This window comes from Iodobacter sp. BJB302 (assembly GCF_002735645.1).
Taxonomy (GTDB): domain Bacteria; phylum Pseudomonadota; class Gammaproteobacteria; order Burkholderiales; family Chitinibacteraceae; genus Iodobacter.
Genome location: NZ_PDZG01000085.1, coordinates 1 through 18,272 on the forward strand (window position 1 = coordinate 1; position 18,272 = coordinate 18,272).

Here is an 18,272-nt window from a genome sequence, read left to right on the forward strand (position 1 = left end):
TACATCCATTACTATAACCACGACCGAATCAAACTGAAGTTAAAAGGGCTGAGTCCTGTGCAATACAGAACCCAGCCCTTGAGCGCCTAGCTTTTATACTGTCCAACTAATTGGGGTCAGTTCAAATACCGGCTTTATGAATGGCCCTGGATGTATTTCACAGGCAGCCATTTTTCTATTTCTAATTGCAGCGCATCAATGCTGATGGGCTTAGACAAAAAGCCATTCATGCCTGCATCAAGGCAACGCCGCATATCTTCTTTAAAGGCATTTGCGGTCAGGGCCAGAATAACTATATTTTTTTTATCATTGTCTAAATTGCGGATTGTGCGTGTTGCCTCAAAGCCATCCATTTCCGGCATCTGGCAATCCATCAGCACCAGATCATAATTTTGCTGCTCAACGGCCTTTACCGCAGCCACACCATCGCCCACCACATCAACCCGAAAACCCATTTTCTCCAGCATTAAAACGGCAATTTTCTGATTTAATAAATTATCTTCTGCCAGTAATAAATAGGGCTTAATCACCGCCCTTTGCTCTTCAATCACGCCCAGAGTAAGTAATTCACGCTCTGGTGGCTTCACCACAGACAAACTGAAAACCACTTCCAGACAACCGTATAACTGGGATGTACGAATTGGCTTACTTAAAAACGCGGTGAATCCTGCCTCCTGAGCCATGCCCGTTTGCCCCACGCCACCAATCGAGCTTAATAACACCAGCGGCATATCGGCATGGGCAGGCATTGCATTAATGGATTTAGCCAGCGAAAAGCCATCCATATAGGGCATATGGCCATCCAGAAAGGCCACGCTAAAATCATTGCCTTCATTAAGCCTGAGTAAAGCGGCCACAGCCGAGCCAAATGCTTCGGTTTCCAAACCCATAGATTGCAATTGCAGCGAGAGTAATTCCCGGTTTGCCGCTAAATCATCCACAATTAAAACCCGTTTGCCTTTTAAGCTTAATGGCAAAGAAGGCGGCAATACATTGACTTTGGCGCGGTTTAAAATAATTTCAAACCAGAAGGTAGCGCCTTTATTGGGCTCGCTGATCACATCTATTTTTCCGCCCATCGCTTCAGCAAGGCGCTTACAGATAGAAAGCCCCAGCCCGGTACCGCCAAAACGGCGCGTCGTGGAGGCATCGGCCTGAGAAAAAGGCTGAAATAAAATCGCTCTTATTTCCGGGTCAATCCCAATACCATGATCTTCTACTTCTATATGCAATTGATATTGATCGTGATATACAGCCTGTGCCCTGACCCGGATTAATACAGGGCCAGCCGAGCTGAATTTAATCGCATTATTCAGCAAATTTAAAACAATCTGCCTCAGCCGCACCGGATCACCATTCAGCCGCCATGGAACCGAAGGATCAACCAGACCAACTAATTCCAGTCTTTTTTCAACCGCTTTAGCTGCAACTAACTCCAGCGACTCTTCAACAGAGCGGCGCAAATCAAAATCAATATATTCCAGCTCTAATTTACCCGCTTCAATTTTAGAGAAATCCAGCAAATCATTAATTTGTGATAATAAGGCATCGCCGCCGGTATTGATTGATTCTAAGAAATCCCTTTGTTGCGGGGTCAGCCCGGTATCCAGCAATAAAGCAGAAAATCCCAAAATAGCATTCAGGGGGGTACGGATTTCATGGCTCATATTGGCCAGAAAGTCACTTTTTGTCTGATTAGCCCTGTCTGCTGCCAGCTTTGCCTCTCTTAATGTCGTGGCCAATTGCCGGGTTGATTCTTCTACCCTTTTCCGATCGGATATATCATTTAATAAACCCTGCAGCATATCTTCTTCAATAGGGTTGAGTACAAGGCTCAGCCATTTATTTTCTTTCTCTTCAATAAAAGACACAAAGATATCTTCGCTGACCCCTCTGTTTTCTCTCAAAGATAATTCAATCAGCTCGCAGCATTTAGCCGAAGCTTCTCCCATATATTCCTGCAGCATTCTGACGGGGGAATGGGCCAGAGAGGGCTCTTTCAGCCCAAGCACACGGGCAAAGGCCCGGTTATAAGAATATAAACGGCCAAAGCGATCTACCACAAATATACCTGTTTCAGCATTTTCAAAAATCGCCCTGAATTTCTTTTCTTCAATCCCCCGCTGAATTCGCAAATTGCGCTCATCATCTAAAATCATCACAAGGCGGTTTAATAATGCATTAACGTCATCAACCAGCCGGCCAATTTCATCATGCTGATGGCCGGCAGGAATATTTAATTTTGCGCCTAATTCAGCGGATAAATGATGCAAACGATCAGAGATATTTTTAATGGGCCGGGTAATCAGCTTAAGAACTATCAGCACCACTGCGCAGGCTACGACAAAGGCCTGCATAAGCAGTAAATAAACCACCAGCAGGGAGCGCTCGGCCACGCTTTGCTGAATCACATCCGGATTTAAATCCAGCATGATTTTACAAACAACTTCCTGGGAATTAAATGGCGATGTGACTTGCCGTACTATTTGCCCGTCACCTAATAATTGTAAACCTTCTTTAACCTCGCCCACCTGAGCCAGAATATGACTTTCATTCTGAATAACCACCTGGCTGATAAAATGATTTTTAAGCAGGCCCCGCCCGACTTCTGCGGCCAGGTTTTTATCATTTAAAAAACAGGCTATTTTTACGGTGTCTTCTACAGTGCTGAGTAATTCATTCATGCGTATATGGTGCTGGGCACGTTCTTTTTTTGCCATTACCACATAAGTCATACCTGAGAAAACAGCACCGGCCAGTAAGGCGATACAAAGCACAATCGCTGCGCTGCGAAAAACCAGGCTGGTACTAAATACATTCAGCATACCAATCGCTTTGCGAGATTTGCAAAAAACAAATGCATATCGCTATCATCACCGGTTAAAATCAAAAACAACTTTTACTTTGTCGGTGACCTTACTCTTATCGCAATAGGCTATAAAATTAATATTACTTGCCACCATTTGAATTACTGCATCACTGCTCTCTACAGGCAGGGGCGGGGCAACCTGCCCTGAAAACTTAAGCCTGGCCCAATAAGAATCAACCTCGGCTAATTCCTTATTTAATAAACCACGATAAAACTGCTCTCTTCCTGATACAGGGTGCAGCACATCCAGAGGCATTGCGCTTTGCCCGGATGGAAATTTACGATAGCGCCCCATAAAGATATTAATAACTTCTGCTTTGCTCAATTGTGTAACGCCGCTATTCGGATGCACAATCACCACCCAATCGCCACCCCACGCTATATTTGCAAATAAAAGGCTGATAAAGAAAAAGAGGATTCTCATCAAGATCACCTTAGAAGATAAAATCTAAGGTCAAGCTGTAAATGGTTGCGCGTCCATCCCAAGCAGGCTGTTTATTGGCCCACTGAAATGAATCCCGGCCATCAACCTGATCAACTTGAAATTTAAGATCTAAATTGCGCATTACATCGTAACGCACACCCAGAGAATAGGTAGACTGATCGTTTAAAGGATAAGGCTGAATTAGCCTTGATAAGCCATTAACCTGAGCAAATGCGGGTATATCAGGTAAGCCCAGATCGTGTTTAATGACTTTAGGTTTGACGATTGAATAAGAAGCATATGAGGTAAACGGGCCGACGCGATAAGCAAGCATTAAATATCCGGCATCGTTATCCGGATAAGAAATGGTGGTGGCTAATAATCTGCGCAGCATCAGCTGTATTTGCAAAGGGCCATTGTCATAAACCATCCCGGCTGAAATAAATTCAACCGTTTTTCCTTTAATCATGGCATCGTCTGCAAATTGCGCAGGGCCAGGGAAAGACTGAAGCTGAGGCGAGCGCAATACATTCAGCAGAAGATCTAAATCTGGTAATTCGTTTTCCAGCGTCAATCGGGCATAGCCCACCCGGAATTGCCAGTTTTGTAATTGATAATCTAAGTAGCCACCCCAGAGCGGAGAGCCATTTAAATCCAGTGAATTATCTGAGCCCTGAACGGGAAGCTTTTCGCGGGCATAACCCATAGCTAATTCAAGCCGTGCAATACCATCGCCTATCGGATGTTTTAAAACAAAATCCACACCATCCATATAGCTGATAGGCAAGCCACCGTAATAATCCACCGGCGGGCGAACCGGTAAATAGGAATAGCCCACATTTCTGGAATCAGCCTGCATATACACATCAAAACCCAGGCGCCCGGCACGCGCTTGCACACTGTCATTTGGCGTGTATTTAACGAATCCCCAATTTAATTCAGGAGTATAGCTATTATCATAGCGCCGATGGCTGAGAAGCTGAGCCGAGGCGGATATTTCAGAGTTAATTTTTGCATCCAGCTGCAGGCCTATTAAGGAATCCACGCCAAAATCAAGCTGCCGTGTATAGCCTGCACCTTCCCTTTGAGATAAATCCCGTAAAAAATCAGCCTGATCGGTGCTGTTATAAACCGCACCCAAGGTGGCAAAGCCACTAAGCGAAAACAGATCTTGCTCAGAGTATTCCTCTGCCCGCCCCAAGCCGGGTAGCAGCATCAAGAACATCAAAGGGTATCGAATCAAGTCTCTGAACATCTTCCTTTCCCGGCTCCTGCTTCACCCAACTTTATACTGACACCTCCTTGAAGATAGCTAAGAAGCGCATAACATCAAGCTCTGGCTGCTTAATATGTTTTTTATAACAAGAAAACAATTAAAACTTTCCAAAAACTTTCAACAACAGGAAACAATGAAAGTTACGGGCAAAAAAAACGCCTCATATGAGGCGTTTTAATTAATTACGTTTTTACGCAGCAACAAAAGCCGCCACGGCACGCTCAAAGCGTTGCATTCCCTCGCTGATATCCGCCTCTGTAATCACTAAAGAAGGCGCAAAGCGGATCACATTCGGGCCAGCCATTAAAATCATCAGGCCTTCTTTAACCGCCAGATTTAATAAATCTTTGGCCTTACCGGCAAAAGCAGGCTTCAGCTCTGCACCAATCAGCAGGCCCATGCCGCGTACTTCGTCAAATACCGGATATTGCGCGTTGATTTTAGCAATACCCGCCACAAACAGCTCACGCCTGGCTTTAACGCCCTCCAGCACGACTGGTGTATTCACCACGTCCAGCAGGGCATTGCCTACCGCACAAGCCAGAGGATTGCCACCATAGGTGGTGCCATGCGTGCCTACAGCCAGATGTTTGGCGATGTCGGTGGTGGTGAGCATGCAGCCCAGTGGAAAACCACCACCAATGCCCTTGGCACTGGTCAGAATATCCGGCACCACGCCGTATTCCTGGTAAGCATAAAGGCTGCCGGTACGGCCAGCGCCGCTTTGCACTTCATCAAAAATCAGAAATGCATGGTGTTTATCACACAGGGCGCGCACGCCAGCAATAAATTCTGGCGTAGCAGGCACAACACCGCCCTCGCCCTGAATCGGCTCGATAATCACGCAGGCGGTTTCGTCGTCGATCAGCGCTTCTAAAGCAGCCAGATTATTGTATTCAAAGTATTCAATACCGGCGGGCTTTGGGCCAAAACCGTCGGAATACTTAGGCTGGCCGCCCACGCACACGGTAAAGAAAGTACGGCCATGAAATGAATTCAGTGCTGATAAAACTTTGTGCTTTTTATCGCCAAAACGCTCAATTGCGGCGCGGCGGGCGAGTTTCAGCGCGGCTTCATTGGCTTCTGCACCCGAGTTACAAAAGAACACGCGATCAGCAAAGGTAGCATTAACCAGCTTTTGGGCCAGATCAAGCGCAGGCTCATTGGTAAAGGCGTTTGAAAGATGCCAGAGCTTGCTGCCCTGCTCGCCAAGCGCAGCCACCAGTGCCGGATGACAATGCCCAAGTGCATTCACCGCAATCCCGCCGGTTAAATCCACATACTCGCGATCAGCCTGATCCCATACCCGGCTGCCCGCACCTCGCACCGGTACAAAGGCTGCAGGGGCGTAATTGGGGACCATATACTGGTCAAAATCGGCACGGGTGTGGGACATTCTTAACTCCTAATTTTAAATATAAAAACGGCGGGTCCGATTTTGTATCGTAACCCGCCGCTGATGCTTTATTCAATACTCAAGCGTATTAATTGCAATGCTAAACAAGCCATTTCCTTTAATAAAAGGGGCTATTTAGCTTATTTTGCTGCTGCACCTGATAAATACAACCATGTTTCCACTACGGTATCCGGGTTCAGAGAGATGGTTTCAATCCCTTCTTCTACCAGCCACTGCGCGAAATCAGGGTGATCCGATGGGCCCTGGCCACAAATCCCCACGTATTTATCTGCTTTGCGGCAGGCTTTAATCGCCATCGACAACATGGCTTTCACCGCATCGTCGCGCTCATCGAACGAGGTAGAAACCGGGCCGCCTGAATCACGGTCAATCCCCAGTGTCAGCTGAGTCATGTCGTTAGAGCCAATCGAGAAGCCATCAAAGAAGTTGAGGAATTTATCCGCCAGCACCGCATTCGCAGGAATCTCGCACATCATGATGACACGAAGGCCGTTTTCGCCGCGTTTTAGACCATTACGCTCTAAAAGCTCGATCACGCATTCGGCTTCTTTCAGGGTACGGACAAAGGGAATCATCACTTCCACATTGGTCAGGCCCATCACATCGCGCACTTTTTTCACGGCGCGGCATTCCAGCTCGAAGCAATCACGGAAGCTCTTATCCACATAGCGCGCTGCACCGCGAAAACCAATCATCGGGTTTTCTTCGTGCGGCTCGTATTCGGTGCCACCAATCAAATTAGCGTATTCGTTGGACTTAAAGTCAGACAAACGCACAATGACTTTTTTCGGTGAGTAAGCAGCAGCAAGGGTGGAAATCCCTTCAGCCAGCTTATCCACATAAAAATCAACCGCCGTGCGATAGCCCGCAATTCGTTCTTCAACCTGCGCTTTCAGCTCCGGCTGCAAGTGCGGATAAGCCAGCAATGCTTTCGGGTGCACACCGATCATACGGTTGATGATAAATTCCAGACGCGCAAGGCCCACGCCTTCGTTAGGCAACTGGCAAAATTCAAACGCCAACTCCGGGTTACCCACATTCATCATGATTTTGACGGGTGAAACAGGCATATGGCTGAGCGAAGTATCCATACGCTCAAACTTCAGAATACCCTCGTAAACATTGCCGGTATCGCCTTCGGCACATGATACGGTTACCAGATCGCCTTCTTTTAAGACGCGGGTTGCATCACCACAACCTACCACCGCAGGAATACCCAACTCACGGGCAATAATTGCAGCATGACAAGTACGGCCACCACGGTTGGTTACAATGGCCGAAGCACGTTTCATCACCGGCTCCCAATCAGGATCGGTCATATCAGAAACCAGCACATCGCCCGCTTCTACCCGGTCCATTTCAGACACATCACGGATCACGCGCACACGGCCCTGGCCAATTTTTTGCCCTACCGAGCGGCCTTCAGCCAGCACCTTACCGCTTTCCAGCATGCGGAATTTAGTCAGCTTTTCGGCATTGCTTTCTTGTGATTTCACAGTTTCTGGGCGTGCTTGCAGGATGTAGAGCTTGCCATCAATCCCATCGCGGCCCCATTCCACATCCATGGCACGGCCATAGTGTTCTTCAATGGTCAGGGCGTAGCCTGCCAATTCTTCTACTTCTGCATCGCTGATCGAAAACTTACGGCGCTCAGCCGGGTCAACATCAACGGTTTTAACTGATTTACCTGCAACCGCTTCAAGATTGAATTCCATCTTGATGGCTTTACCGCCCAGATGGCGGCGCACAATCGCCGGGCGGCCAGCGCGCAGCGTTGGCTTATGCACGTAAAACTCATCAGGATTAACCGCACCCTGCACCACAGTTTCGCCAAGGCCATAAGAGGCCGTTACAAACACTACCTGATCGAAACCGGTTTCTGTATCAATAGTGAACAACACACCGGCTGCGCCCACATCCGAGCGCACCATGCGCTGAATACCTGCAGACAAGGCGACCAGTTTATGATCAAAGCCTTTGTGTACGCGGTAGGAAATAGCACGGTCGTTATACAGCGACGCAAACACTTCTTTCATCGCTACTAAGACATTTTCAAAGCCACGAATATTTAAGAATGTTTCCTGCTGACCGGCAAATGACGCATCAGGCAAATCTTCAGCGGTAGCAGAAGATCGCACCGCAACAGTTACATCGTCGCCAAGCAGTTTATAATGCTCACGAATCTCGGCTTCTAATTGTTCCGGGAAAGGGGTTTCCAGAATCCAGGTACGGATTTGCTTGCCTACCGTGGCAAGCGCACGGACATCATCCACATCCAGGGTATTCATGATCGCATCGATACGATCCGCAAGCCCCTGGTGGGCCAGAAATTGCCGGTATGCTGCAGCGGTGGTCGCAAAACCACCGGGTACACGAACGCCTTTTTCTGTAAGCTGAGAGATCATCTCACCGAGCGAGGCGTTTTTGCCGCCTACTTGTTCTACATCGTGCATGCGCAGATGAGCGAAATCGATCACATAGCGTTCGGACATGGTGCGGGCCTTATTGAAATGTTGCGTTGCGATAAACTGTGTGCATTTTAGGCTGAGAGCGCCCGGAGAAAACTCAGGATAAACCATTACAGGAAAATCCATTACTTGCAGGCGGGCGGAATTATTCCCTGCCTGTACAAAGCACTTGCCTTACGACAGTTTTCTTGCATTTTTAGACGAAAAGCTTACTATCGGGATAAAAAGTGCGTGAAACATCGCAAAATCAAGCTTTTTCATCGCAAAACATGCTTTTATGGACAGCCTGCCGAAAGCCAGCCGGTAAGCTATTTATGCTTAAATATTTGGAGATTTACGATGCGTCGAACGGCTTTCTTTGTCTCCGACCGAACTGGTATTACTGCCGAAATGCTCGGCCACTCGCTGCTTACGCAATTTGAAGATGTTACTTTCCATCGTGTCACCCTTCCCTATGTGGACACCCCGGCCAAAGCCATGGAAGTCGCGCTGGAAATCCGCAAGCATTCGGTGATTGATGGCTGCAGGCCGCTGGTTTTCAGCACAGTCGTTGATCCGGTGATCCGCAAGCTGACCCATGTTCCTGAAGCACTGGTGATCGATTTCTTTGAAATGTTTATCGGCCCCTTAGAAGCCGAGCTTGGCCAGGATTCATCGCATACCGTGGGTAAATCGCATGCGATTGTTAATTTTGAAGAATATAAAAACCGAATCGACGCCGTTAATTTCACGCTCAACCACGACGATGGCGTGATGCCCAGAGATTTATCCGAAGCCGATTTGATTCTGGTTGGCGTTTCCAGATCAGGAAAAACACCAACCTGCCTCTATCTGGCGCTGCAATTTGGAATTAAAGCCGCCAACTACCCGCTCACCCCGGAAGATTTTGGCAACCATACCATGCCAAAATTACTGCTCCCCTACAGAAATAAACTATTTGGCTTAACCATTGAGCCTGAGCGCCTTGGCGAAATCCGCGAAGAAAGAAAACCCGCCAGCAAGTATTCATCAGTAGAAAACTGCCGTTTTGAAATTGCCGAAGCCGAAGCGCTGATGCGCCATGTGGGCGTGCCCTATCTCAATACCACCAGAATGTCGATTGAAGAGCTGGCCACCACCATCATGCACAGAACGGGTCTTGTAAGACGCACGTATTAAAGCGGCGGCAGCGGGCCTTGCCCGCTGCACAAAACCCCGCAAACTGTGGATATGAAGCATCAGCCCCGGCCCCGTATATCATTCATTTGCGCTTACGCCATAACACAGCTTCCTTGACGTAGCGCTACACGGTAAACTCTCACACTTCACCGATCAAACGCTTACTTGGCTTACGCGCATGACAAATCCTGCTACTGATTTAGACAGCATTTTTGAATTTAAAAGCAGCAGCATTAAACTACTGTCTTTCGTCCCGGCCACACTTGACCCCGCAAAATTAGAAGCCGCTTTGTTTGAAAAACTGGGCGGGCGCGAGCACTTTTTAGCGGGCGAGCAGCTGATTATTGATTTCACCAGCCTGCCCGAGCTGCCTTCTGCGCTTGAAATGGGCACGCTGGTGCGGCTTTTGCAGCAATTCAGCCTGCTGCCCATTGCCGTGCATGGCGGCAACAGTGATCAAAAACTAGCCGCATCGGCCGCAGGATTGGTTGTTTTACAAGACGATTCTCTCTCTGCCCCCTTGCCTGCAGCCAACAAAACGCCGCCACCTACTCCGGCACTTGTCATCACCCGCCCTGTGCGTACAGGGCAGCAGGTTTATGCCAAGGGTGGCGATTTAATTGTGCTGGCACTGGTATCTGCAGGGGCCGAAGTTATTGCAGATGGCAACATTCACGTCTACGCCCCTCTGCGCGGCCGTGCACTGGCGGGTGCAAAAGGCGATAATCAGGCCAGAATTTTTACCACCTGCATGGAAGCAGAGCTGGTTTCTATTGCCGGCATTTATCGCTCATTGCAAGAAGACCTGCCTGATTCGATCAGAACCAAGCCGGCACAAATTTATCTCGATCAGGAAAAAATCGTGATCGAAGCTTTAAGCGAAACTAATTAAATAAAAAATTCAGGGGATTTACAGTGGCAAAAATCATCGTTATCACATCCGGCAAGGGGGGCGTGGGCAAAACCACTACCAGCGCGAGCTTCGCCTCCGGCCTGGCTTTACGCGGATTTAAAACCGCCGTCATTGATTTTGATGTGGGCCTGCGCAATCTCGATTTAATCATGGGCTGCGAACGCCGTGTTGTTTACGATTTTGTAAACGTCATTAAAGGTGAAGCCACGCTGAATCAGGCACTGATTAAAGACAAAAATTGTGACAACCTTTACATCCTGCCTGCATCGCAAACCCGCGATAAAGACGAACTATCCAAAGAAGGCGTAGAGAAAGTTCTGAAAGAACTGGAACACACCGGCTTTGATTATATTATTTGCGACAGCCCGGCCGGCATCGAAACCGGCGCGTTTATGGCGCTGTATTTTGCCGAAGAAGCCATTGTAGTCACCAACCCGGAAGTCTCTTCCGTACGCGATTCCGACCGTATCATTGGTATTTTGGATGCTAAATCCAAACGTGCCGAAGACGGCGGCACCGTAAAAACACATTTGCTGATTACCCGCTATAGTCCTAAGCGCGTTGATTCCGGCGAAATGTTATCGCTGGATGATGTACAGCATCTGCTGCGTATTAAATTAATTGGGGTTATTCCAGAATCCGAAAGCGTCTTGCAAGCGTCTAACTCGGGCAGCCCGGCCATTCACTTGGCAGGCAGCGATGTTTCTGAGGCTTACAAAGATGTGGTCGCCCGTTTCCTGGGTGAAGAGCGTCCATTGCGTTTTATCGAAACACCCAAGGCACCGTTCTGGAAACGGCTATTCGGGGGTTAATGCATGTCTATTCTTAGCTATTTCTTTGGTGAAAAGAAAAAAACGGCATCCGTGGCACGTGAGCGCCTGCAGATTATTCTGGCGCATGAAAGAAACGGTAGAAATACCCCAGATTACCTGCCCCAATTGCAAAAAGAGCTGATTGCCGTCATCTCCAAATACGTGGCAATCAATCCGGAAGACATCATTGTGCAGCTTGATCGCAAAGATGACTTTGAAGTATTAGAAGTAAACATTGTGCTGCCAGAAGCCAATAAGCGCTAAGGCACAAGAATTACTATCATTAAAGAGCACCCTGAAGAGAGGCCGGCACTGCCAGCACTCTCTTCGCTATTTTGAGGCCCACATCATGAGCATTGTTATTAAAAACGCCGACGACATCGCCAAGATGCGCGTTGCTGGCAAATTAGCCAGCGAAGTACTGGATTACATTACCCCATTTGTAAAAGTTGGCGTCACCACAGCTGAAATCGATAGGCTTTGCCATGAATATATGCGCGATGTGCAAGGCACCATTCCTGCACCGCTCAACTACTGCCCTCCCGGCTACACGCCCTATCCTAAAGCAATCTGCACTTCGGTTAATCAGGTGGTTTGCCACGGCATTCCTGCTGACAAACCCCTCAAAAACGGCGATTGCGTGAATCTGGATATCACCGTGATCAAAGATGGCTACCACGGCGATAACAGCCGTATGTATCTGGTGGGCGATGTTTCTGCTCCCGCACGCCGCCTTTCCAAAGTCACTTATAACGCCATGTGGATCGGGATTGATCAGGTTAAGCCCGGCGCACGCTTTGGCGATATTGGTGCGGCCATCCAGAAATACGCCGAAGGCGCGGGTTACTCCGTGGTTCGTGAATTCTGCGGCCACGGCATCGGCACAAAATTTCACGAAGACCCGCAAGTTTTGCACTATGGCAAAGCAGGCACCGGCCCGGAAATGAAGGCAGGCATGATTTTTACCATTGAGCCCATGATTAATGCGGGTAAGCGCGACATCAAAGGCATGAGCGATGGCTGGACCATTGTCACCAAAGACCGCAGCCTGTCCGCTCAATGGGAACACACCATTTTAGTCACCGAAACCGGTTATGAGATTATGACCCAATCGGAAGGCACGCCTGCCCGTCCGGACAGCTACGCCATCTAAAAAATGCAGGGCAGGCACATCTTTTATACCTGCCCGCATCACGCTTAAACTCAGGAACAAAACCGTGCTTCTTCTTACTTCACCCTGGCTGATTGGCCTGCTTGTGATTGTGTTTTCTATTGGCGTGGCACTGTGTTTTGTGGGGCTGATGGTGTCTTTAATGACCGCATTGGGTCATAAAAACTGGTTGTGGGCGGCAGGCATGCTGGCTGTTTTTCCGCTGGCGGCTGTGTATTGCCTGCGCCGCTGGCAGATTGCGGCGTGGCCGGGAAAAATGCTTTTATCCGGCATGGGGCTGCTGGTTTTGCCTGTCAGCTATTTTTTAATCATGATTAAATAGCCCCTGCGCCAGGCAATTTATCCGCCAAATCAAACCAATGCCAGACAGGAGCGCCCATCACTTGCTCCCGATCTGGCATATTTAGTCATCAGTAAGTGTAAGTATCGCAGTTTCCATCATCGTCACAATAGCCGCCCACGGCGGGCTGCACTTCTGAATCAAACCCACCCATTACCCCAGCGGAGCGGTTGGCAACATCAGTGCGCCCAAAGCAGAAAGCTGATTAACAGCAGCAATGCATGCGCTCTGATTTGCTGTTGGCGGATCGCAGCCCCTCTCCTTCAGCGCAATTGCAACCGCAGCCTGCTTACGCGAGGCCTCAATTGCGTGCTCCTTACGCCGCTGATTATCTTCTTTCTTATATTGCCTTAATGCACTGGCCATGGCTGATTCTTTAAAAGCCCGTTTTTTCTCAGCACGTTTTGCCCTAGCATCCGGCAAAACATCCGCATCAGGGGCAACACTTAATTGCCTGAATAAACGCCGGTCAATCACCAGCGGCGCACTGTGCGCTGCGCTGGCAGCATGAAACAAAGGCTTCGCCAGAACGCGCTCTGCCGGGGCGGATGCAAGCGCCACCTTATTGCCCGCAGCAAACGCATGAATGTTAAAAAACAGCAGCAAAATGCCAGCCCAAACACCGGTCAGATTATTCAGTTTCAACTCAATCAAAAAACAGCCCTCTCAGAATCAATCACAAATGTGTGTGTGTAAGCAGCTCAGCACAGAGGCATTGCGTCATGCTTTTATGTCCTGCTGTTTCTATTATGCCACCCATCTTCAAACATACTGAACGATAACTATTACCATTAAAAGCCATCTTTCAAAAATGCATACCCCCTAAAAAAACCACAAAAAGGTTTTGCCCCCATAAATAGCTGACCACAAACAAAGCACTTTGATACACTCAGCTTACATATAAGCAGAGATTAAAGAGGCAGCCATGCACATCATCCGGCACAGTGAAAGAAAAGATATTGAGCAGATTCGCCAGCTCTACGCCGAGCCCGGCAATTACTCGGCCACGCTGCAAGGCCCGTACCCGTCCGCAGAGCTATGGGAAGCCCGGCTGGGGCAGAGCCACGCAGGCGCAATCAGCCTGGTCGCCATTTCAGGTGAAGAAGTGCTTGGTCAGCTGGGCCTGCATATCGAACAAAACCCACGCCGCAAGCATGTGGCCGATATTGGCATGGCGGTAAAAACCAGTGCGCGCAGGCAAGGCGTGGCCGATGCTTTAATGCGGGCAGCGATAGAAATCGCCGAGCAATGGCAGGCTATCAGCCGCATCGAGCTTTCTGTGTACACAGACAACCTCGCCGCCCTCGCCCTTTATGAAAAACACGGCTTTATCAAAGAAGGCCAGTGCAAAAACTATGCATTCAGAAATGGTCAGTTTGTTGATGTATATATAATGGCCCGATGTAAACCTGCTTAAGCCCCTAACCCACAAAAGGTAAGCCAGAATGAAGATCACTCCCTTTACGCTTTATGCTGATTCGCTCTTCACCAGCCCCTATGCGATGTCAGTGTTTGTTGCGCTGCTTGAAAAAGACCTGCCTTTTGAAGTAAAAACGCTGGATCTGGATGCAGGGGAACAGCAGCAAAATACATATCGCCAGCAGTCCATCACCAGCCGTGTGCCTGCGCTGGTGCAAGGTGATTTCTCGCTCTCTGAATCGTCTGCCATTACCGAATACCTGGACGAGCTATTCCCTGCGCCTGAGTACACGGCACTTTATCCGGCGAATCTGCAGCAGCGCGCTAAAGCGCGGCAAATTCAGGCATGGCTGCGCAGCGATCTGCTGGATTTGCGAATCGAACGCTCAACTAATGTGGTGTTTTTTGCCCCTGTTGATCAGCCCCTCAGCGCCAAAGGCCAGGCCGCCGCAGATAAGCTGATTGCCGCAGCCAGCCTGCTGATTGAGGATGGTCAGATCCATTTATTTGGCCAATGGTGCATTGCCGATACCGATCTGGCACTGATGCTGAACCGCCTGATTAAAAATGGTGATTCTGTGCCAGAAAAGCTGCTGAACTATGCCAATGCACAATGGCAAAGGCCCAGTGTGCAAAAATGGATTGCACAAAAGCGGGCTTAAGCCCAAAGCGGGTGCTAAGGGGTGGGCTCCACCGCCAGCCCATCCGCTATTTCCTGAAGTTTTGTAAAATCCAAAAGATAAACAGCCTCTTTGATTTGCGAGGCCAGCCGGGCATGCTCTGCCGATTGCCCTGCTGTATCGGCCCATTCTTCCAGAGCCGTCACTTCACCGCAGGCAATCCATTCACGCAGTTGCTGCACCACGGCCAATGGCAGCAGGCCACTCAGTTCAGGCTTTTGCTGCACAGGCAGTGCACCTGCAGATTGCATGCGCACACTAAAATGAAACCGACAGCCCCGCTCCAGAGCACTTTCTACTTTTAACTCGCCGCCCATGCTTTTAACCATTTGCGAGGCAATGGCAAGGCCCAGGCCGTGCCCTTCCTGCGCTTGAGCAGATTTAATCCGTTCAAATGGTAAAAAGATCCTTGCCTGATCGGCCTGATTAATACCAAGCCCCGTATCATCCACCACAATTTTTAATACCCCAGACTGGCTATCTAGCCACCGCCATTCTGTACTCAGTGAAATCACACCATAGCGGGTAAATTTTGCAGAGTTTGAAAGTAAATTTTGTAATACCTGCCGCAAGCGCCTCCAGTCTGTCAAAGCAGCGGGGGGCGCATCCCCCCTTTGCACAAGAAGAAACCGATTTTGATATTGCCCCGCCAGCAGCGTTGCCTGATCACAAATATCAGCAATAAATTCTTCCGGGGAGGCAACGCTTAATTGCAAATTCTCATCAGCCATTTCGCCATGGGAAAACCGCAGCAATTCATCAATTAATTCCAACTGCTGTTTGGCTGCTCGCTCAATCTGCACGGCAAATACAGAGCAGGATTCATTTTTACGCATTAGTTTTGCTGATGCAATCATGGCAGAAAGAGGTGCTCTTAAATCATGACTGATATAGGCCAATAATTTAGTTTTTAAACGATTGGCAGTCTGAGCCTCATCAGCAGCAATCGTTAATTCTGCGGTTCTGCCTGCCACCGTTTTTTCAAGAATTGATTGCTGCATATTCAAGGTATGAATTAATGTTTTCTGAACACTTTCTTTTTCCTGCCTGGCCAGCATCACGCGGTCTATAATCGCCATTAAAAATGAAAGCATAGAAAAGACTATCACCATCAGCATATAGTGCTCACCCAGCACTTGATCGCTGGCTAAAATACCAAACAAATCCAAGGCCCTGAAAATATTGCCCGTCATTAAAACCAGCACACCCCCGGCAAAATAGCGGATGGCCAAACCACCTTTGCGGATTAACTGAATGCACATTGGCAAGATAACAGGCACGGTAATCAGAATAAGCGCTAGGCCCAGTTGGGTACCCAGCTGATAATCAAGGCATTGTGCCACAATTATCGCAAGTGAATTCCAGACCAGCATCAGCTTAAGAACGGTATCTCCCCATGGCAATAAAGCGGGCAGATTCAGAAAATTCCGTACAAACAATAAAAAAAACAAAGTACAGACTTGCCCGAAAAAGGACAAAGAATGAACCGACCAGATAGTACTTTCCGGCCAAAGATATAAAGCGCCATAGCCCCGCATGCAGGTTTCATTTAATACAAAAAATAAAACAGCCAGTCCATGAAAAAGAAAAGCCGTATCGCGCATAAAAACAAATAAACAAAAACAACAAAGCGCAACAATCATCAATGCGCCAAGCAACCCGCCTGCCCAAAGGCTGCTCACTATTTCTTTGTCTTTATAAGCCAGGGGATCCCATAATCCGGGCGAAAAATGCATGGACGTTTTACTTTGCAGCCGGATTAAATACCTTGCACTTTGTTTTGCCGCTAAAGGCAACACAAATACAGCTTGTCTTGCCTTAAGCGGGTGCAGGGATAAAGGCGTATCCAAACCTGCATCTGCAATATATCGCCATTGCCCCTCTGTATGCTGATACAACGTCACTGATTGCCAGCGCGGCGCGCCTATATCCAGCCAGCGTATTAACGGCTGATCAGATGCATTATTTAAATTCAGCTTCAGCCAGAATACAGAATTGGAATACCCCAATTGCTGAGGCCCATTCAAAACAGGAGCCTCAGGCAGCAGCGCATCTATTTGCGCCGGTGTGCGTAAACCTGTGTCTTCAATCAGCTGATATTGCAAAGGAAAATAAGCCGCTGTGGGCTTAATATCCTGGCCGGCATAGACAAAAACCGAAAACAAAAAAAAAAACAAAAATCTCACGCATGCGCCCCGGCCAGTTTTATTGTTTGCCTGAATGCAGATGGCGTTTGCGAGAAATGCTCTTTAAATGCCGTTGTAAAATTACATGCGCTTTGAAACCCAAGCTGCTCGGCAATATCAATCACACTCATCTGCGTTTTAGCCAGCAGCTGCCGGGCATTTTGCAGTTTTTGCTCCCGGATATAGGTAAAGACCGTCATGCCCATATGCGTTTTAAATATTTTGCTGAGCTTTTTCTCATAAGTGCCAATCTGGCTGGCGATATCGGCCAGTGTTAATGGCCGGTAGAGCTGCTCACCAATGATTTGCACAGCTGCAGCCAGCAGGACTTCATCCTGCTCCGGTGTTTTCAATTCAGGCACGGGCTCTGCCGCATTGCTGCGACGCAGGGCCAATTCTAAATGCACCCCTACCCGCGCAATCACTTCTTCTGCAGCAAATGGCTTGCAGATGAAATCAACCGCCCCGCTGCTAAAGCCCAGCAAGCGGTCATTCACCGTGTTGGAAGCAGATAAAAACAGCACAGGAATATGCATTAATTGCGGATTGGCCTTCAGCAAGCGGCAGCTGGCATAGCCATCCACCCTTGGCATATTGACATCCATCAGAATCAGATCAGGGGGGCTGGCCTGTGCACGCTGATAGCCCTGCTGCCCGTCAAACGCCACACTAAGCCGGTAATTCCGGCTGCGTAAGGCATCAAGCAGAAAACGCAATTCATCCACCGAATCATCAACAATCAGAATATGGGGTTTATCTGACAGAGGACCAAACACAGCGGGACGATCAGGCAGCATAAGTAACAGTGGGTATTGGCAAAAACGCAATCATAAACATCTATACAACGTAAGCATAAAAATTTTTTTGACGAAAGCTTACAGATATATTTTCCACTTAATCGAACCACCCCTTTTTTTAAGCAAAATTTATTCCATCCGGCAAAGCATTTGTCCGCTATGCCAAAAGCCCCCATAGCAAAGCTCATTCAGACTCAAGCACTTAGCAGCTAAACCGCCCCCTGTGTCAGGATAGTTGAGATACTCCCTTTTCAGGGATTCTAACTTACTCAGGGGGCTGGTTACTTATCATGTCGCGTATTCCCAAGGCTCGTAAAGATGCCATTTTAAGCAAAATGCTTG

Annotated in this window: 17 protein-coding genes; 9 read left to right on the forward strand and 8 right to left on the reverse strand. The window is 48.4% G+C overall.

Annotation, left to right across the window (positions count from 1 at the left end):
- Positions 1 to 90: IS3 family transposase (locus tag CSQ88_RS19550; protein ID WP_143449393.1), on the forward strand; the 90-nt coding region annotated here is incomplete at its 5' end.
- A gap of 44 nt (positions 91 to 134) precedes the next feature.
- Here the strand turns inward: CSQ88_RS19550 and CSQ88_RS19555 are convergent.
- The 5 genes from CSQ88_RS19555 to ppsA form a co-directional block, all read right to left on the reverse strand.
- Entirely contained in the window at positions 135 to 2,825 is a 2,691-nt protein-coding gene (locus CSQ88_RS19555; protein ID WP_099399759.1) for a response regulator, read from the reverse strand.
- 48 nt (positions 2,826 to 2,873) lie between these two features.
- Positions 2,874 to 3,293 carry a hypothetical protein gene (locus CSQ88_RS19560; protein ID WP_099399760.1) on the reverse strand — a complete coding sequence of 140 codons (420 nt, stop codon included), beginning with the start codon at positions 3,291 to 3,293 and terminating at the stop codon, positions 2,874 to 2,876.
- A 10-nt stretch (positions 3,294 to 3,303) separates the two neighbouring features.
- Entirely contained in the window at positions 3,304 to 4,548 is a 1,245-nt protein-coding gene (locus tag CSQ88_RS19565) for a hypothetical protein (RefSeq protein WP_143449530.1), read from the reverse strand.
- Positions 4,549 to 4,759: 211 nt separating this feature from the next.
- A complete protein-coding gene (locus CSQ88_RS19570) occupies positions 4,760 to 5,965 on the reverse strand; it encodes an aspartate aminotransferase family protein (RefSeq protein ID WP_099399762.1) in 1,206 nt (401 codons plus the stop codon).
- 140 nt (positions 5,966 to 6,105) lie between these two features.
- Positions 6,106 to 8,478, reverse strand: a complete 2,373-nt coding sequence (gene ppsA / locus CSQ88_RS19575) for a phosphoenolpyruvate synthase (protein WP_099399772.1) — start codon at positions 8,476 to 8,478, stop codon at positions 6,106 to 6,108.
- A 315-nt stretch (positions 8,479 to 8,793) separates the two neighbouring features.
- Here ppsA and CSQ88_RS19580 point away from each other — a divergent pair, with 315 nt between their 5' ends.
- The 6 genes from CSQ88_RS19580 to CSQ88_RS19605 all read left to right on the forward strand — a co-directional run bounded on the left by CSQ88_RS19580 (position 8,794) and on the right by CSQ88_RS19605 (position 12,830).
- Positions 8,794 to 9,612: a pyruvate, water dikinase regulatory protein gene (locus tag CSQ88_RS19580; protein ID WP_099399773.1), complete on the forward strand. Its 819-nt coding sequence runs from the start codon at positions 8,794 to 8,796 to the stop codon at positions 9,610 to 9,612.
- 178 nt (positions 9,613 to 9,790) lie between these two features.
- Positions 9,791 to 10,504, forward strand: coding sequence for a septum site-determining protein MinC (minC, locus tag CSQ88_RS19585; RefSeq protein ID WP_099399763.1), 714 nt, complete (start codon positions 9,791 to 9,793; stop codon positions 10,502 to 10,504).
- A 23-nt stretch (positions 10,505 to 10,527) separates the two neighbouring features.
- Positions 10,528 to 11,337, forward strand: coding sequence for a septum site-determining protein MinD (minD, locus tag CSQ88_RS19590; protein ID WP_099399764.1), 810 nt, complete (start codon positions 10,528 to 10,530; stop codon positions 11,335 to 11,337).
- A 3-nt stretch (positions 11,338 to 11,340) separates the two neighbouring features.
- Positions 11,341 to 11,601, forward strand: a complete 261-nt coding sequence (gene minE / locus CSQ88_RS19595; RefSeq protein ID WP_099399765.1) for a cell division topological specificity factor MinE — start codon at positions 11,341 to 11,343, stop codon at positions 11,599 to 11,601.
- Between the two features lie 31 nt (positions 11,602 to 11,632).
- Positions 11,633 to 12,490, forward strand: a complete 858-nt coding sequence (gene map, locus CSQ88_RS19600) for a type I methionyl aminopeptidase (protein WP_257212685.1) — start codon at positions 11,633 to 11,635, stop codon at positions 12,488 to 12,490.
- A 64-nt stretch (positions 12,491 to 12,554) separates the two neighbouring features.
- Entirely contained in the window at positions 12,555 to 12,830 is a 276-nt protein-coding gene (locus CSQ88_RS19605; RefSeq protein WP_099399766.1) for a hypothetical protein, read from the forward strand.
- 171 nt (positions 12,831 to 13,001) lie between these two features.
- Here CSQ88_RS19605 and CSQ88_RS19610 read toward each other — a convergent pair whose 3' ends face one another.
- Positions 13,002 to 13,502 (reverse strand): hypothetical protein, encoded by a 501-nt coding sequence (locus CSQ88_RS19610; RefSeq protein ID WP_099399767.1) that lies wholly within the window; start codon positions 13,500 to 13,502, stop codon positions 13,002 to 13,004.
- 271 nt (positions 13,503 to 13,773) lie between these two features.
- Between CSQ88_RS19610 and CSQ88_RS19615 the strand changes: the two genes are divergently transcribed.
- Together CSQ88_RS19615 and yfcF are read left to right on the forward strand one after the other, a co-directional pair.
- Entirely contained in the window at positions 13,774 to 14,265 is a 492-nt protein-coding gene (locus CSQ88_RS19615) for a GNAT family N-acetyltransferase (protein WP_099399768.1), read from the forward strand.
- A gap of 28 nt (positions 14,266 to 14,293) precedes the next feature.
- Positions 14,294 to 14,929: a glutathione transferase gene (yfcF, locus tag CSQ88_RS19620; RefSeq protein ID WP_099399769.1), complete on the forward strand. Its 636-nt coding sequence runs from the start codon at positions 14,294 to 14,296 to the stop codon at positions 14,927 to 14,929.
- Positions 14,930 to 14,943: 14 nt separating this feature from the next.
- Here the strand turns inward: yfcF and CSQ88_RS19625 are convergent, their stop codons facing one another.
- Both CSQ88_RS19625 and CSQ88_RS19630 read right to left on the reverse strand, forming a co-directional pair.
- Complete coding sequence (locus tag CSQ88_RS19625) at positions 14,944 to 17,133, reverse strand: hybrid sensor histidine kinase/response regulator (protein ID WP_099399770.1); 2,190 nt, start codon at positions 17,131 to 17,133, stop codon at positions 14,944 to 14,946.
- Positions 17,130 to 17,930, reverse strand: a complete 801-nt coding sequence (locus tag CSQ88_RS19630; RefSeq protein ID WP_099399771.1) for a response regulator — start codon at positions 17,928 to 17,930, stop codon at positions 17,130 to 17,132. The genes CSQ88_RS19625 and CSQ88_RS19630 overlap by 4 nt, the downstream gene beginning before the upstream one ends.
- Positions 17,931 to 18,272 lie beyond the last annotated feature (342 nt).

Coding starts and splice junctions, on each gene's coding strand:
- CSQ88_RS19555 (WP_099399759.1), bottom strand. CDS start 2,825: ATGCTGAATGTATTTAGTACCAGCCTGGTTTTTCGCAGCGCAGCGATT.
- CSQ88_RS19560 (WP_099399760.1), bottom strand. CDS start 3,293: ATGAGAATCCTCTTTTTCTTTATCAGCCTTTTATTTGCAAATATAGCG.
- CSQ88_RS19565 (WP_143449530.1), bottom strand. CDS start 4,548: ATGTTCAGAGACTTGATTCGATACCCTTTGATGTTCTTGATGCTGCTA.
- CSQ88_RS19570 (WP_099399762.1), bottom strand. CDS start 5,965: ATGTCCCACACCCGTGCCGATTTTGACCAGTATATGGTCCCCAATTAC.
- ppsA (WP_099399772.1), bottom strand. CDS start 8,478: ATGTCCGAACGCTATGTGATCGATTTCGCTCATCTGCGCATGCACGAT.
- CSQ88_RS19580 (WP_099399773.1), top strand. CDS start 8,794: ATGCGTCGAACGGCTTTCTTTGTCTCCGACCGAACTGGTATTACTGCC.
- minC (WP_099399763.1), top strand. CDS start 9,791: ATGACAAATCCTGCTACTGATTTAGACAGCATTTTTGAATTTAAAAGC.
- minE (WP_099399765.1), top strand. CDS start 11,341: ATGTCTATTCTTAGCTATTTCTTTGGTGAAAAGAAAAAAACGGCATCC.
- CSQ88_RS19615 (WP_099399768.1), top strand. CDS start 13,774: ATGCACATCATCCGGCACAGTGAAAGAAAAGATATTGAGCAGATTCGC.
- yfcF (WP_099399769.1), top strand. CDS start 14,294: ATGAAGATCACTCCCTTTACGCTTTATGCTGATTCGCTCTTCACCAGC.
- CSQ88_RS19630 (WP_099399771.1), bottom strand. CDS start 17,930: ATGCTGCCTGATCGTCCCGCTGTGTTTGGTCCTCTGTCAGATAAACCC.